General features: G+C 71.3%; 13 protein-coding genes and 1 tRNA gene. 8 read left to right on the top strand and 6 right to left on the bottom strand.

What is annotated here, in order from left to right; translation table 11 throughout:
- Positions 1-149: 149 nt before the first annotated feature.
- Genes nirB through Q5722_RS05295 form a run of 4 tightly spaced genes read left to right on the top strand, consistent with a single transcriptional unit; the run spans position 150 to position 4,880 of the window.
- On the top strand, positions 150-2,711 hold the full coding sequence (gene nirB, locus Q5722_RS05310; RefSeq protein ID WP_305027169.1) for a nitrite reductase large subunit NirB: 2,562 nt from the start codon (positions 150-152) through the stop codon (positions 2,709-2,711).
- On the top strand, positions 2,708-3,049 hold the full coding sequence (nirD, locus tag Q5722_RS05305; RefSeq protein ID WP_305027168.1) for a nitrite reductase small subunit NirD: 342 nt from the start codon (positions 2,708-2,710) through the stop codon (positions 3,047-3,049). The genes nirB and nirD overlap by 4 nt, the downstream gene beginning before the upstream one ends.
- Positions 3,046-4,191, top strand: coding sequence for a uroporphyrinogen-III synthase (locus tag Q5722_RS05300; protein WP_305027167.1), 1,146 nt, complete (start codon positions 3,046-3,048; stop codon positions 4,189-4,191). The genes nirD and Q5722_RS05300 overlap by 4 nt, the downstream gene beginning before the upstream one ends.
- A complete protein-coding gene (locus tag Q5722_RS05295) occupies positions 4,188-4,880 on the top strand; it encodes a sirohydrochlorin chelatase (RefSeq protein ID WP_305027166.1) in 693 nt (230 codons plus the stop codon). The genes Q5722_RS05300 and Q5722_RS05295 overlap by 4 nt, the downstream gene beginning before the upstream one ends.
- Positions 4,881-4,994: 114 nt before the next feature.
- Here Q5722_RS05295 and ispF read toward each other — a convergent pair whose 3' ends face one another.
- On the bottom strand, positions 4,995-5,474 hold the full coding sequence (gene ispF, locus Q5722_RS05290) for a 2-C-methyl-D-erythritol 2,4-cyclodiphosphate synthase (protein WP_305027165.1): 480 nt from the start codon (positions 5,472-5,474) through the stop codon (positions 4,995-4,997).
- A 32-nt stretch (positions 5,475-5,506) separates the two neighbouring features.
- Between ispF and Q5722_RS05285 the strand changes: the two genes are divergently transcribed.
- Both Q5722_RS05285 and Q5722_RS05280 read left to right on the top strand, forming a co-directional pair.
- Complete coding sequence (locus Q5722_RS05285; RefSeq protein ID WP_305027164.1) at positions 5,507-7,078, top strand: molybdopterin-dependent oxidoreductase; 1,572 nt, start codon at positions 5,507-5,509, stop codon at positions 7,076-7,078.
- Between the two features lie 26 nt (positions 7,079-7,104).
- Positions 7,105-8,457: a C39 family peptidase gene (locus Q5722_RS05280; RefSeq protein WP_305027163.1), complete on the top strand. Its 1,353-nt coding sequence runs from the start codon at positions 7,105-7,107 to the stop codon at positions 8,455-8,457.
- A gap of 40 nt (positions 8,458-8,497) precedes the next feature.
- Here the strand turns inward: Q5722_RS05280 and rlmB are convergent, their stop codons facing one another.
- Complete coding sequence (gene rlmB, locus Q5722_RS05275; RefSeq protein WP_305027162.1) at positions 8,498-9,451, bottom strand: 23S rRNA (guanosine(2251)-2'-O)-methyltransferase RlmB; 954 nt, start codon at positions 9,449-9,451, stop codon at positions 8,498-8,500.
- Positions 9,451-10,851: a cysteine--tRNA ligase gene (gene cysS / locus Q5722_RS05270; protein ID WP_305027161.1), complete on the bottom strand. Its 1,401-nt coding sequence runs from the start codon at positions 10,849-10,851 to the stop codon at positions 9,451-9,453. Before cysS ends, rlmB begins: the two co-directional genes overlap by 1 nt.
- A 145-nt stretch (positions 10,852-10,996) precedes the next feature.
- Between cysS and Q5722_RS05265 the strand changes: the two genes are divergently transcribed.
- Positions 10,997-12,673: an AMP-binding protein gene (locus Q5722_RS05265; RefSeq protein WP_305027160.1), complete on the top strand. Its 1,677-nt coding sequence runs from the start codon at positions 10,997-10,999 to the stop codon at positions 12,671-12,673.
- 49 nt (positions 12,674-12,722) lie between these two features.
- Positions 12,723-12,795, top strand: a tRNA-Thr gene (locus Q5722_RS05260).
- A gap of 64 nt (positions 12,796-12,859) precedes the next feature.
- On the opposite strand, the gene Q5722_RS05255 is transcribed toward Q5722_RS05260, so the two are convergent.
- The 3 genes from Q5722_RS05255 to Q5722_RS05245 all read right to left on the bottom strand — a co-directional run bounded on the left by Q5722_RS05255 (position 12,860) and on the right by Q5722_RS05245 (position 14,899).
- Positions 12,860-13,630, bottom strand: coding sequence for a dioxygenase family protein (locus tag Q5722_RS05255; RefSeq protein ID WP_305027159.1), 771 nt, complete (start codon positions 13,628-13,630; stop codon positions 12,860-12,862).
- 98 nt (positions 13,631-13,728) lie between these two features.
- Positions 13,729-14,115 carry a hypothetical protein gene (locus Q5722_RS05250; protein WP_305027158.1) on the bottom strand — a complete coding sequence of 129 codons (387 nt, stop codon included), beginning with the start codon at positions 14,113-14,115 and terminating at the stop codon, positions 13,729-13,731.
- Between the two features lie 103 nt (positions 14,116-14,218).
- Positions 14,219-14,899 (bottom strand): uracil-DNA glycosylase, encoded by a 681-nt coding sequence (locus Q5722_RS05245; RefSeq protein WP_305027157.1) that lies wholly within the window; start codon positions 14,897-14,899, stop codon positions 14,219-14,221.
- Between the last annotated feature and the right edge of the window lie 32 nt (positions 14,900-14,931).

Below are 14,931 nucleotides of genomic sequence, written 5' to 3'. Positions count from 1 at the left end.
GTGGCATCGGTCACCTCGGTCGCCTCCGGGAGCGGCGTCGCACCGTTCCGTCGCGAGGGTGAGTGATCTGTTTCCTGCGCGAAACATTGGGAAACTCGCGGGCCACACGGCCTGCTTAGCGTTGGGGACGAGCTGAAAGGCAGGTCCCCATGAGCACTCGCAAGACCCTGGTCGTCGCCGGTCACGGCATGGTCGGTCACCGCTTCGTCGACGCCGCCATCGAGCGCGGCCTCACCGAGCAGTACGACATCGTCGTCTACGGCGAGGAGCCGCGTGAGGCGTACGACCGCGTCGCCCTGACGTCGTACTACGAGGTCGGCGCGGACGCGCTGTCCTTCCTTCCTGGCGGCACGTACGAGGACCCGCGGGCCACCGTCGTGCTGAACACCCAGGTCACGGCGATCGACCGCGCCGCCAAGACGGTCGCGCTCTCCGACGGCACCACGAAGGCGTACGACGTCCTCGTGCTCGCCACGGGTGCCGCGCCGTTCGTGCCGCCGGTGCCGGGCAAGGACCTGAAGAACGTCTTCGTCTACCGCACCATCGAGGACCTCCAGGCGATCGAGGAGGCGGCGAAGACCGCCAAGGCCGGTGTGGTCATCGGTGGCGGTCTCCTCGGTCTCGAGGCGGCCAACGCCCTGCACAAGCTCGACGTCGAGACCCACGTCGTGGAGCTCGCGCCGCGCCTGATGGCGGTCCAGGTGGACGACGCCGGCGGTGCGACCCTGAAGCGCCACATCGAGAAGCTCGGCCTGACGGTCCACACCGGCGTGATGACCGAGTTCATCGACGCGGACCAGGACGGTGTCGAGGACGGCAAGGTCTCGGGCCTCAAGTTCAAGGACGTCGACGAGGTCCTCCCGGCCGACATCGTCATCTTCTCGGCCGGCATCCGACCCCGCGACCAGCTGGCCCGCGACTGCGGCCTCGAGGTCGCCGAGCGTGGCGGCATCCTCGTCTCCCCGAACATGCAGACCTCCGACGAGTCGATCTACGCGATCGGCGAGTGCGCCGCCCCCGGCGGCCGGATGTACGGCCTGGTCGCTCCGGGCTACACGATGGCCGAGGTCGCCGTGGACGCGCTGCTCGACGGCCCGGGCGAGTTCCTGGGCGCCGACATGTCGACCAAGCTCAAGCTGATGGGCGTCGACGTCGCCTCCTTCGGTGACGCGTTCGCGACGACCGAGGGCTCGCTCGAGCTCGTCTACTCCGACGCGGTCGCGGGCATCTACAAGAAGCTGGTCATCTCCGAGGACTGCACGAAGCTCCTCGGTGGCATCCTCGTCGGCGACGCCTCGTCGTACGGGATCCTCCGCCCGATGGTCTCCAGCGGCATCGCGCTGCCGGAGAACCCCGAGGACCTGATCCTCCCGGCGTCGCGCGGCACCGCCCAGATCGGCATGCCCGACGAGGCGCAGGTCTGCTCCTGCATGAACGTCACCAAGGGCGAGATCTGCACGGCGATCCACGAGCAGGAGCTCACCGACGTCCCGTCGATCAAGCAGTGCACGAAGGCCGGCACCGTCTGCGGCTCCTGCACCAACATCCTGAAGAACCTCCTCACCGAGGAGATGGAGAAGTCGGGCAAGGCCGTCGACAAGTCCATCTGCGAGCACTTCGCCTACTCCCGCCAGGAGCTCTTCGACCTGATCAAGATCGGCGAGCTCAAGAGCTTCGACGCCGTGGTCGAGGCGCACGGCACGGGCCGTGGCTGCGACATCTGCAAGCCCGCGATCGCCTCGATCCTCGCCTCGCAGTTCAACGGCCACGTGCTCGACAAGGCGACGGTGGGTGCCCTGCAGGACACCAACGACGCCTATCTGGCCAACCTCCAGAAGAACGGCACGTACTCCGTCGTCCCGCGCATCCCCGGCGGTGAGATCACCCCGGAGAAGCTGATCGTCATCGGCGAGGTCGCCCGCGACTTCAACCTGTACACGAAGATCACCGGCGGTCAGCGCATCGACATGTTCGGCGCCCGCATGGAGCAGCTCCCCGAGATCTGGCGGCGCCTGGTCGACGCCGGCTTCGAGTCCGGCCACGCCTACGGCAAGTCGCTGCGCACGGTGAAGTCCTGCGTCGGCTCCGAGTGGTGCCGCTACGGCGTGCAGGAGTCCGTCGCCATGGCGATCGAGCTCGAGCTGCGCTACCGCGGCCTGCGGTCCCCGCACAAGCTCAAGGGCGGTGTCTCGGGCTGTGCCCGCGAGTGCGCCGAGGCCCGCGGCAAGGACTTCGGCGTGATCGCGACGGAGAAGGGCTGGAACCTCTACGTCGGGGGCAACGGTGGTGCCGTTCCGGCACACGCCCAGCTGCTCGCCTCGGATCTGTCCAAGGAAGACCTGATCAAGTACCTCGACCGGTTCCTCATGTACTACGTGCGGACCGCGGACCGCCTGCAGCGGACCTCGACCTGGATCGAGCAGCTCGACGGCGGCCTGGACCGGGTCAAGGAGATCGTCGTCCACGACGCCCTCGGCCTCGGCGAGGAGCTCGAGCGTGAGATGAGCCGCCACGTCGACTCCTACTTCGACGAGTGGAAGGCGACGCTGGAGGACCCCGAGAAGGTCGCCCGGTTCGTCTCCTTCATCAACGCGCCCGGCACCCCGGACCCGAACATCTCGTTCACCGAGGACCGCGGTCAGATCCGCCCTGTCACGTTCGACGAGCCCGTCTCCCTCGGCTCGTCCATCCCCGTTGGAGCGCCCCAGTGACGAAGACCGCTGACTTCACCTCCGTCTGCCGCCTCGAGCAGCTCGAACGGGAGCGTGGCGCCACGGCGCTGGTCGCCGGCCACGCCGTCGCCATCTTCCGGACGTACGACGACCAGGTCTACGCGCTGGGCAACTACGACCCGTTCTCGAAGTCGAGCGTGATCGCCCGCGGCATCGTGGGCACGCGCGGCGACATCCCCTTCGTCGCCTCGCCGGTCTACAAGCAGGCGTTCGACCTCCGCACCGGCGCCTGCCTCGACGACGCGGGCGTCAGCGTCCCGGCGTACGAGGTCATGGTGGAGGATGGGGTCGTGCTGGTGGGTCCGAGGAAGCGATGAGCATCCAGGTCGCCGAGGCGACCCTCGAGGAGGCCGTGCGGCCGCTCGAGGGCTACCGCATCGGCGTCACCGCTGCCCGCAAGGTCGAGGAGCAGGTGGCGCTGCTGGAGCGGCGTGGAGCCATCGTGGAGACGGCCCCGGTGCTGTCGATCGAGCCGTACCAGATCGACGAGGACGCGCTGCGCCAGGCGACCCTGGAGGTGCTGGGTGGTCCGGTCGACCTCTTCGTCGCCACCACCGGCATCGGCCTGAGGTCGTGGTTCACCGCGGCGGAGTCATGGGGCCTGCTGGACCTGCTGGTCTCGGCGCTCGGCTCCGCGGAGATCCTGGCCCGCGGTCCGAAGTCCGTGGGCGCCCTCCGCTCCCACGGCCTGCGAGAGCTCTGGTCGCCTGCGTCGGAGACGTTCGAGGACGTCCTGGCCCACCTGCGCGGCCGTGACCTCACGGGCAAGCGGATCGTGGTGCAGGAGCACGGCCAGTCGCTCAACAACGTGGCGCACGCGCTCCGTCGGCAGGGCGCCAACGTCCACGTGGTGACGATCTACCGGATCGAGGGCGTCGGGGACCCGGAGCCGGTGTTCCGGATGGTCGAGCACGTCGCCGACCGCAAGCTCGACGCGGTGACCTTCACGTCCGCTCCTGCGGTCGCGACCTTCATGGAGATGGCCGGCGTCGTCGGTCGCCGTGAGGACGTCGTCGCGGCCTTCCAGGCCGACGTCGTCGCCACCTGCGTGGGGCCGGTGACGGCCGCGGCGTTCGAGATGTGGGGCGTGCCGACCGTGCAGCCCGAGCGCAACCGGCTCGCGGCCATGGTGAAGCTCCTCGAGACGGAGCTGCCCTCGCGGCGCGAGGGCACCGCCCTCGAGGTCGCCGGTCACACCCTGCTGCTGCACGGCGACGTGATCCTCGTCGACGGGGTCGAGGTCCGACTCTCGCCCGCGCCCCTGTCGGTGCTGCACGCCCTGGTCGTCAACCCGGGCCACGTCGTCTCGCGGCGCGACCTGCTCAGCTGCCTGCCCACGGGCCAGGCATCGTCGGAGCACGCCGTCGAGATGGCCGTGGCACGCCTCCGGGCGGCGATCGGCACCCGGCTCGTGCAGACGGTCGTCAAGCGCGGCTACCGCCTGGTGGTGGACTCGTGAGCCGCCTGGTCACCGTCGCCCACGGCACGCGGGTCGCGGCGGGGAACCTCGTCGCGGCCGAGCTCACCCGGCAGGCCTCGGCGCTGCTCGGCGCCAGCGCGACGACGTCGTACGTCGAGCTGTGCACGCCTCTCGTCGGCGACGTGCTCGGTGCCTCGTCGGTCCCGACGGTGGTGGTCCCGCTGCTGCTCTCGACGGGCTACCACGTGAAGGTCGACATCCCGGCGGCCCTGCGCGGCGGCGCCGGCCCGGCTGCGCTCACGCGCCCGCTCGGGCCCGACCCGGTGCTGGCAGGCGTGCAGCGCAAGCGCCTGCTCGAGGCCGGTGCGACCCCCGGCAACCCCGTCGTCCTCGTCGCGGCCGGCTCCAACGATCCCGACGCAGTGCCGGACCTGGAGCGGGCTGCGTGCCTGCTGGCCGGTGTGTGGGGTGGGCCGGTGCTCACCGCCACGGTCTCCGGGGCCGGCCGGTCGATCGAGAGCGCCGTCGCCGAGGCTTCGCTGTACGGCGAGGTCGCGGTGTCGACCTACCTGCTCTCGCCCGGCTTCTTCGCCCGGAAGGTCGCCGCGGCGGCCACGGAGGCGGGCGCCACGGTCGTCTCCGACGTGCTGGGTGCGGACGAGGCCATCGCCGGCCTCATCGCGGACCGCTACCGCGAGGCCCGCAGCGCCCTGCGCATCGCCGCCTGACCCGATCCGCTGCGTCGAGACGGGGCCTGTGCCGCGCCGAGACGGGGCCTGTGCCGCGCCGAGACGGGGCCTGTGCAGTGGCTCCTGTGGAGAAAGCGCGGCACGAGGCCCGTCTCAGGGCAGGTGGACGAGGGCGGTGGCGATCGCCGCAACGCCCTCGCCCCGGCCGGTGAGGCCCAGGCCGTCGGTCGTGGTGGCCGAGACCGACACGGGAGCGCCCACGACCCTGCTGAGGACCTGCTCCGCCTCGGCCTTCCGCGCGGCCATCCTCGGGCGGTTGCCGATGACCTGCACCGCGACGTTGCCGACCTCGAAGCCGGCGGCGCGCACCCGGCGTACCGTCTCGGCGAGCAGCGTGGCGCCCGCGGCGCCGGCCCACTCCGGCTCGGCGGTGCCGAAGTTGCTGCCCAGGTCGCCGAGCCCTGCCGCCGAGAGCAGCGCGTCGCACGCGGCGTGGCAGGCGACATCGGCGTCGGAGTGGCCTTCCAGGCCAGCCGGCTCGTCGGGCCAGTGCAGCCCCGCGAGGTGCATGGGGACCCCGTCGGCGAAGCGATGGACGTCGGTGCCGATGCCGATCCGGGGGAGAGTGCTCACGGGAAGATCATGGCGGATGGGAGCATGGGCGCGTGAGCAGAGTCCGTCTCTCCTGGGGCACGGCCGGCCTGGTGGCCGGTCTGGCCGGCCTGGGCGTCTCCTACGGGGCGGCGCAGTACCTCGGCCGTCGCCTCTCGCCGTTCGACGCGGTCGCCGAGCTGGTCATCTCGCTGACCCCCGGCCCCGTGTCGCACTGGTTCATCCAGCGCGTCGGCACCTGGGACAGGACCATCCTGGGCATCGTCATCGCCGTCGTGGCGCTCCTCGCGCTGCTCGCCGCCGGACGGCTCGCGGAGCGTTCCTGGTGGGCCCCGCTCCCGGTGTACGCCGTGCTGGGTGGCATCGCCGCCACCGCGGCACTGACGCGGGAGGACAGCCGGATCGACGACGCGCTGCCCGTCGCGCTCGGCGTGGTCACCTGGGTGCTCGCCCTGTCCTGGCTCACCGAGCCGATGCACGAGGAACGCGCCGTCCTGCGCGGCCCCGAGCCGAGCGAGGGGCCGTCACGGGCTGCTCTCGCGGACGCGTCGCGACGCACGGTCCTGATCCGTGCCGGCGTGATCGCGGTGATCGGCGTGGGCACGGCCGTCGTCGGTCCGGTGGTCGGTCACGGTCGCCGCCGGGTGGAGCAGGCCAGGCGGCTGCTCAACCTGCCGGTCACCCGGCCCGTCGTGCCGAAGCGGGTCGGCCTGCGCGTCCCCGGCGTGACGCGCTGGCAGACACCGAACTCCGACTTCTACCTGATCGACACCGCGTTCACGAAACCCGCCATCGACCCGGACACCTGGCGGCTCCGGATCCATGGCATGGTCGAGCGCGAGGTGGTCCTCACCTACCAGGACCTCCTGGACCGCGAGGTCACCGAGGACTGGATCACGCTCAACTGTGTCTCCAACCCCGTCGGTGGTGACCTGATCGGCAACGCCTGGTGGAGCGGCGTACGGATCGCACCGCTGCTCGCGGAGGCCGGGGTGAAGCCCGGGGCCGACGCGGTGCTCCAGACCTCGGAGGACGGCTGGACCTGCGGTACGCCGCTCGAGGCGCTGACCGACGACCGGCAGGCGATGATCGCCTTCGCGATGAACGGCGAGCCGCTGCCGATCGAGCACGGGTTCCCGGCCCGCGTCATCGTCCCCGGCCTCTACGGCTACGTCTCGGCGTGCAAGTGGGTCGTCGACATCGAGGTGACCCGCTTCGACCGGATCTCGGCGTACTGGGTCGGGCTCGGCTGGGCCGAGCAGGCCCCGCTGCAGATGAGCTCACGCATCGACGTGCCGCGCGACGGCGCCGAGGTGCCGAAGGGTCCGGTGCGGATCGGCGGCGTCGCCTGGGCGCAGCACACCGGCATCGCCCGGGTCGAGTACGCCGTCGACGGCGGTCCGTGGGTACCCGCCGAGACCGGCGGCGCCGCGGTCCGTCCCGACGGGACCCCCAACCGCGACACCTGGGTGCAGTGGGCGGCCACCGCGGAGCTGTCCGAGGGAGACCACGTCGTGCGGGTCCGAGCCGTCGGTGTGGACGGCACCGTCCAGACCGGTGTCGAGCGTGACGTGGCACCGGCCGGAGCGACCGGCTGGCACACGCGGCGATTCACCGTCGGCTGAGGCCCGCTGCTCGATAAAGTCGAGAGGTGCAGCTGCGACGCCTGATCCTCGACCCGCGACTCGACGGGGTCCGGCTCCGCTTCGCGGTCGCGGTCACCGTGCTGATGGCCCTCCTCGCCTACGTCGCACTCCTCGACGGGGTCGCCTCACGTCAGGCCGCGGAGCGTGCCCACGGCCCGAGCACTGCGGCCAGTCCGACCGGCAGTGCACGCGCGGAGCTCGCGGCGTCGACGCCGGCGCGCAACAGCTACCGCGAGACCACCAGCCAGTCCGACTGGGAGGCCGGTGCCGGCCGCGGCACCGTGGTGAGCAGCGGATCGATCCGTCTGGCGACCCGCGCGGGGTCGGTCAGCGTCGGTGGCCGCTCCTACGACTGGGCGGCCTGGCAGTCGCCCTGGGTCACGCCGGGGCACGGGTTCACCGAGCTGGTGCCTTCGTGGCGGGCGACCACCCCGGCGGGCACGTTCCTCGCGATCCAGGTACGGGCGAAGACCGCGAGTGGGCAGCTGACCAGCTGGCAGAGCTTCGGCCGCTGGACCCTGGCCACCAGCTCGGACCTGCGGCGCAGCGGCGGCACCCAGGATGACGGGCTCTCCACGGTCGCGACGGACACCCTCCGTGCGGCGAGCGGCGTCGTCTTCTCGTCGTACACGCTCAAGGTGCAGCTGTACCGGGCCAGCGGCAGCACGGCGACGCCGTCGGTCCATTCGCTCGGCGCGGTCGCCTCGCAGCTGGCCTCGGCCGTCCCGCCCGTGTCCGCCCCGCTGCTCGGAGCGCACGCGCTGGCCGTGCCGGCGTACTCCCAGATGATCCACCGCGGGCAGTACCCGCAGTACGGGGGTGGGGGCCAGGCCTGGTGCTCGCCGACCTCGCTCGCGATGGTGCTCGGCTACTACGGGGTGAAGCCCGCTGCGAGCGAGTACGCCTGGGTCAGCTCCTCCTACGCCGACCCCTGGGTCGACGAGGTCGCGCGGCGCGTCTTCGACTTCGCGTACGACGGCGCGGGCAACTGGCCCTTCAACACCGCCTATGCCGGCACCCGCCTCACCCACACGGCCGTGACCCGCTTCGGTTCGCTGCGTGACGTCGAGAAGTTCATCGCGGCCGGGATCCCGGTCGAGGTGTCGATCTCGTTCTCGTCGGGGCAGCTCTCGGGGGCGCCGATCAGCAGTACCAGCGGCCACCTGGTCGTGGTCACCGGCTTCACGGCGTCGGGCAACGTGCTCGTCAACGACCCCGCAGCGTCGAGCGACTCCACGGTGAAGCGCACCTACGACCGCGCCCAGTTCGAGGCGGCGTGGCTGCGCAGGTCGCACGGCCTCGCGTACGTGATGCGCGACGCCGCCCACGCCTTCCCGAGCGGCTACGGCCTGAGCTGACGCCCGCGGCCCTTTCCTCCGGAAGGGCCCCGTTCGGGCGTCAGGCGCGGAACTGGGCCACGGAGTAGAGCACCACGGAGGCCGCGACGCTTGCGTTGAGCGACTCGACGCTGTTGACCATCGGGATCGAGATGATCCGGTCGCAGTTCTCCGCGACCAGCCGGGAGAGGCCGTCGCCCTCGGAGCCGACGACGACCACGAGCGGACCGTCGGCCACCTCGTGGATGTCACCGGTCGTGAGGTCGCCGTCCATGTCCAGGCCGATCACCGTGCAGCCGGCGTCCTGGTACTCCTTGATCTGGCGGTTCAGGTTGACCGTCTGCGCGACCTTCAACCGGGCCGCGGCGCCGGCGGAGGTCTTCCACGCGGCAGCCGTCATGCTCGCCGAGCGACGCTCGGGGATCACGACGCCGTGCGCACCGAACGCCGCGGCCGAGCGCACGATGGCGCCCAGGTTCCGCGGATCGGTGATGTGGTCGAGCATGACGATGAGCGCCGGCTCCTGGGCGTCCTTCGCGACGTCGAGCAGGTCCTCGGGGTGGGCGTACTGGTACGCCGGCACGCGGGCGGCGAGGCCCTGGTTGCCGCCGAAGCCGCACATGCGGTCGAGCTCGGGCTTGGTGACCTCGAGGAGCGGGATGCCCAGGTCGGCCGCCAGCTGGAAGGCCTCACGCAGTCGACCGTCGCGCTCCGCGCCCTCGGCGACGTACAGCGCGTTGACCGGCACGCCCTCGCGCAGCGCCTCGACCACCGGGTTGCGGCCGATGATCCACTCGGCGTCACCGGCGGAGCGCTTGCGCTGCTGGGGACGACGGGCCTCCGCCTTCTCCTTGGCCTGCTTGATCTTGTACTGCTTGTGGTACTCGCGGTCGGACGCCTTCGGGGTCGGGCCCTTGGCCTCGAGCCCGCGGCGGACGCGGCCGCCGGAGCCGGCGGTCGGGTTGCCCTTGCCGGACTTCTTGATCGCGCCCTTGCGCTGGGAGTTGCCAGCCATCAGTCAATGCTCCACTTCGCACCCTGCGGGGTGTCCTCGACGGTGATGCCGGCTGCCTTGATCCGGTCGCGGATGGCATCGGCGGCGGCGAAGTCCTTCGCCGCGCGGGCAGCGGTGCGCTGCTCCAGGAGGCCGGCGACGAGGGCGTCGACGGCGGCGGTCAGCTTGTCGGTCGCGCCGGAGGCGGAGGTGCCCCAGGCCGGGTCGAGCGGGTCGAGCCCGAGCACGTCGAGCATGGCCCGGACGTCTGCGGCGACGCCGGCGGCACCGGCGGTGTCACCGTCTCCGAGCAGCTTGTTGCCGTCGCGCACCGCGTCGTAGATCGCGGCCACGGCGGCCGGGGTGCCCAGGTCGTCGTCCATCGCGTCGACGAACGCCGCACGCAGCTCGTCGGAGGCGGCGGGCATGCCGGCGCGCTCAAGGAAGCCCTCGATCCGCTGGAACCCGACAGCGGCCTCGTCGAGTGCCTCGAAGCTGAACTCGACGTTGGAGCGGTAGTGCGCGGCGACCATGTAGAAGCGCAGCTCGATCGGCCGCACGCGCTCGAGCACCGAGGGCACGACGAGCGAGTTGCCGAGGGACTTGCTCATCTTCTCGCCGGCGGTGGTGATCCACGCGTTGTGCATCCAGTACGTCGCGAAGCCGTGGCCGGCCGCGCGGGACTGGGCCTGCTCGTTCTCGTGGTGCGGGAAGCGCAGGTCGACGCCGCCGCCGTGGATGTCGAAGGCCTCGCCGAGGTACTTGCCGGCCATCGCCGAGCACTCGATGTGCCAGCCGGGGCGGCCACGGCCCCAGGGGGAGGGCCACGACGCGGTCTCCGGCTCGGACTCCTTGCGGCCCTTCCACAGGGCGAAGTCACGCGGGTCGCGCTTGCCACGGGGGTCGGCGTCGGTGGCCGGCTCCATGTCGGCCGTCTTCTGGTGCGTCAGGGCGCCGTAGTCAGCGAAGGACTGCACGTCGAAGTACACGTCGCCGCTGCCGTCGGGGGCGGCGTAGGCGTGGCCTCGCTCGATGAGCAGCTCGATCAGCTCGACCATCTCGGGGATGTGGCCGGTCGCGGCGGGCTCGTACGTCGGCGGCGCGACGTTGAGGGCGGCGTAGGCCCTGGTGAGCTCGCGGTGCATGTCGTAGGCGAGGTTGAACCAGGGCCGGCCCTGCTCCGCGGCCTTGGTGAGGATCTTGTCGTCGATGTCCGTGGTGTTGCGGATGAACGTCACCTCGTGGCCCGTGGCCTCGAGCCAGCGGCGCAGCACGTCGAAGTTGACGCCGGAGCGGATGTGGCCGACGTGGGGCTCCGACTGCACCGTCAGGCCGCAGACGTAGATGCCGACCCGGCCCTCGACGAGGGGCACGAAGTCGACGACGTCACGTCGGGCGGTGTCATAGATCCTGAGGGCCACCCGCGAAGTCTAGGGAACGCCGGAGGCTGCGGCGATTCTCGGCGACAGCCGACCGGTGCCGGGTCATCTGTCGCGCCGCCGTCGACGCCGGACCGACCTGGCGGTATCCCTTGCGCAGCGCGGCCAGGGCGACGAGCATGCGCGCATGGACGTGACCCAGGCCACTTCGGCGCTCGACAGCTCCAGCCTCTGCGAGGCCTTCCAGCACACCGTCCGCCAGCGCCCCGATGCGGTCGCGCTGCGCACCCCGGGGAACGCCTTCTCCATCACGTGGTTCGAGTACGGCGAGCGGGTACGGCGGCTGGCGGCGGGGCTGGCCGCGTGCGGTGTCGGCCCGGGCGACACCGTCGGCATCATGATGGTGAACCGGCCCGAGGCGGCCATGATCGACACGGCTGCGCTGCACCTGGGAGCGATCCCGTTCTCGGTCTACAACACCTCCTCGCCCGAGCAGCTGGCCTACCTGCTGGAAGACGCCGGGTGCAGCGTCGTGGCGACCCAGCAGGGGTTTCTCGGCGCGGTGCGGGCGTCGGGAGTCGACGTGGCGACCGTCATCAGCGTGGACGGCGGCGACGGGACGCTCTCGTTGGCCGACCTCGAGGAGAAGGGCGACGCCGGGTTCGACTTCGAGGCGTCGTGGCGCGCGGTCGGTCCTGACGACGTGCTCACGCTGATCTACACCTCGGGGACGACGGGGCCGCCCAAGGGCGTCGAGCTGACGCACGGCGGCATCCTCGCGCAGCTCCGCGGCGTCCAGCAGATCCTGCCGGCGACGCCGGAGGACCGGGCGGCGTCGTACCTGCCCTTCGCGCACGTCGCGGACCGTTGGGCCTCGCACTACAACCACCTGGTCTTCGGGATCCAGGTGACCTATGTCGACGACCCCAAGGCGATCGTGGGTGCGCTCGCCGATGCGAGGCCGACGCTGTGGGGCGCCGTGCCCCGCGTCTGGGAGAAGATCAAGGCGGCCCTCGAGGCGAAGGGGATCACCGATCCGGCCGCCCTGCCGGCCGAGATGCGGGCGGGTGTCCTGCAGCTGCTCGGCCTCGACCAGGTGAAGTGGTCGGTCTCCGGCGCGGCACCCATCGCACCGGAGGTGCTGCGGTTCTTCCTCGACCTCGGGCTGCCGATCTGCGAGCTGTGGGGCATGTCCGAGATCTCCTGCATCGGCACGGTCAACCGCACCGACGACATCCGGATCGGCACCGTCGGCCAGGTGCTGCCCGGCTGCGAGGTGTCCCTGGCAGACGACGGCGAGCTGCTCTTCCGCGGACCGACGCTCATGCACGGCTACCGCGGCCTGCCGGAGAAGACCGCGGAGGCGATCGACGCGGACGGCTGGCTGCACACCGGCGACATCGCGACGATCGACGCCGAGGGCTTCGTGACCATCGTCGACCGCAAGAAGGAGCTGATCATCAACGCGGCCGGCAAGAACATGTCGCCCGCCAACATCGAGCAGGTCGTGAAGGCGGCCCATCCGCTGATCGGCCAGGCGGTCGTCATCGGGGACAGGCGCCCCTACAACGTCGCGCTGCTCGTGCTCGACCCCGACGCCTGCGCGGCGTACGCCGCGCAGGCGGGGCTGGCCGACGCGTCCGCGGCGGCGCTGTCGGTCGACCCGGGGGTGGTGGCGGCGGTCGCCATGGCCGTCGAGCAGGCCAACGGCCGGCTCTCGCGGGTGGAGCAGGTCAAGCGACACCGGATCCTGGACGTCGACTGGCTGCCGGGCGGTGACGAGCTCACGCCGACGATGAAGCTGAAGCGGAAGCCGATCGATGCCAAGTACGCCGACGTGATCGAGGCGCTGTACGCCGAGTGAGTGCAGGCCCTGTCGCATGGCTAGGCTGGCACTCGCGTCGCAGACGCATGCCGCCTTGGCGCAATTGGTAGCGCAGCGCCCTTGTAATGCGAAGGTTAGGGGTTCAAGTCCCCTAGGCGGCTCGCACCCTGTGGGGGGTGAGGGGCAGTGAGTGACCCCCACCCACACAGGCTCGCCGGGCGGGCCTCAGGCGACCTGGAAGCTCCGCTTGGACAGCCCCACATGGAACCCGTCGATGCGCTGGTCGGGGGCGGCGGTGGGGTCGGTCGCAGCGCCGAGGGTCAGGAAGAGCGGCGTGAAGTGCTCGACGGTGGGATGTGCGTAGGGCATGCCCGGCGCCTTGGACTGGTACGCCGCGAGCTCGTCGATGTCGCCGCGTTCCAGTGCCTCCTTCGCCCACAGGTCGAAGTCGGAGGACCAGCCCGGGGCGGCGGCGTCGATCGACCAGTCGCGCAGGAAGGGCAGGCCGTGTGTCATGAAGCCGGAGCCGATGACCATGACGCCCTCCTCGCGGAGCTCGCGCAGGCGCTGGCCCAGGCCGAGCAGCTGGAAGGGGTCGCGGGTCGGCATCGACATCTGCAGCACGGGGATGTCGGCGGCGGGATACATGATCTTGAGCGGCACCCACGCGCCGTGGTCGAGCCCGCGACTGGTGTGCTGGTGCACCTCGAGGCCGTCGGGCATCGCCTTCGTGATGCGCTGGGCGAGCCACGAGGAGTCCGGCGTCTGGTAGGTCATCCGGTAGTACTTCGGGTCGAAGCCGCCGAAGTCGTAGACGAGCGGTGCCTGGTTCGCGGTCAGCGAGAGCGGCGCCTTCTCCCAGTGCGCGGAGATGATCAGGATCGCCTTCGGGCGGGGCAGGTCCCGCGCCCACGAGGTGAGCTGCGCGGACCACACCGGGTCCTCGAAGAGCATCGGGGAGCCGTGGCCGATGTACAGGGCAGGCATCGTCGTCATGTCGTCTCCAATGGTTGACACTTCAACAATATTCCCCGGCCCCGGAGATGACGGAAGGCGCGACCCCGGGTGGGGTCGCGCCTCCCGGTGGACCTGGGTCAGGCCGTGGCCGTGAACGTGCCCGACAGGCTGCCGAGCGGCGTCACCATCGTGTACGAGCCGGAGGCCGTGCCGGTCGACCAGCCGGTGCCGGAGAACGTGCCGTTGAAGCTGCCGAACCAGGTCGCGACCGAGATCGTGCCCGTGGCGGAGTCGCCGGAGAAGGAGCCGCTGAAGTCCGCGGTCGCGGAGCCGAGCGGCGTCCGGCCCAGGCAGTGGCCGGCCAGGGTGCCGGCCGCCTGGTCGAGGTCGTAGGTGCAGGTCAGGCCGTACGTCGTCGAGCCGAAGGTGCGCGTCGCGGCGTCGGCCGGCGTGGCCAGGGCGAGCGAGCCGCCCGCGATCGCAGCGGTCGTCGCAACCGTCGTCAGGGCATGCGTGAGCTTCATTGAATCCCTCCCAGAATCCGTTGTGGTCGACGCCACTCCCACGGCGTCACCGGAAACCTAAGGCCGCGCCGACCGATCGGTCAACGACTCTGTCGACCTTCGCTCAGAGCCGCCAGTCCACCGCCTCGCCGCCCTGGGCGACCAGCAGCTCGTTGACCTGGCTGAAGGGCCGCGACCCGAAGAAGCCCCGGTAGGCAGACAGGGGCGAGGGGTGCGCCGACTCGACGACCGGCACGTCTCCGAGCCACGGGCGCAGTCGCCGCGCGTCGTTGCCCCAGAGGACGGCGACGAGCGGACCGCCACGCTGGGCCAGGACGCGGATCGCATGCTCGGTGACCGCCTCCCAGCCCTTGCCCTTGTGGCTGTTGGACCGGCCCGGCTCGACGGTGAGGACCCTGTTGAGAAGCATCACCCCTCGGTCGGCCCAGGCGGACAGGTCACCGTGCGCCGCCGGCGGGATGCCGAGGTCGGTCGCCAGCTCGGCGTAGATGTTGGCCAGGCTGGGCGGCAGTGGCGCGACATGGCGCGGCACGGAGAACGAGAGCCCGACCGGGTGGTCGGGGTTCGGGTAGGGGTCCTGGCCGACCACGAGCACGCGCACCTCGGCCAACGGCCGCTGGAACGCGCGCAGCACGCGGTCACCGGTGGGCTGGTAGCGGCGGCCGGCGGCCAGCTCTGCTCGGAGGAAGTCGCCCATCGCCGCGATCTGCGCCTCCACGGGCGCGAGCGCCGCGGCCCAGTCAGGCGCCACCAGGCCCTTCTCCACGAGTACCTCGAGTGTCACGGCCGCCAACCTAGGCCACGTCCGCCCCGGCC

Origin of the sequence: Nocardioides jiangxiensis (assembly GCF_030580915.1) — a bacterium.
Taxonomy (GTDB): Bacteria; Actinomycetota; Actinomycetes; order Propionibacteriales; family Nocardioidaceae; genus Nocardioides; species Nocardioides jiangxiensis.
Note: the sequence above shows the minus strand (reverse complement) of the source record. Positions and strands in the feature narration are given on the sequence as shown.

Coding starts and splice junctions, on each gene's coding strand:
- nirB (WP_305027169.1), top strand. CDS start 150: ATGAGCACTCGCAAGACCCTGGTCGTCGCCGGTCACGGCATGGTCGGT.
- Q5722_RS05300 (WP_305027167.1), top strand. CDS start 3,046: ATGAGCATCCAGGTCGCCGAGGCGACCCTCGAGGAGGCCGTGCGGCCG.
- rlmB (WP_305027162.1), bottom strand. CDS start 9,451: ATGGCTGGCAACTCCCAGCGCAAGGGCGCGATCAAGAAGTCCGGCAAG.
- Q5722_RS05265 (WP_305027160.1), top strand. CDS start 10,997: ATGGACGTGACCCAGGCCACTTCGGCGCTCGACAGCTCCAGCCTCTGC.
- Q5722_RS05255 (WP_305027159.1), bottom strand. CDS start 13,630: ATGACGACGATGCCTGCCCTGTACATCGGCCACGGCTCCCCGATGCTC.
- Q5722_RS05250 (WP_305027158.1), bottom strand. CDS start 14,115: ATGAAGCTCACGCATGCCCTGACGACGGTTGCGACGACCGCTGCGATC.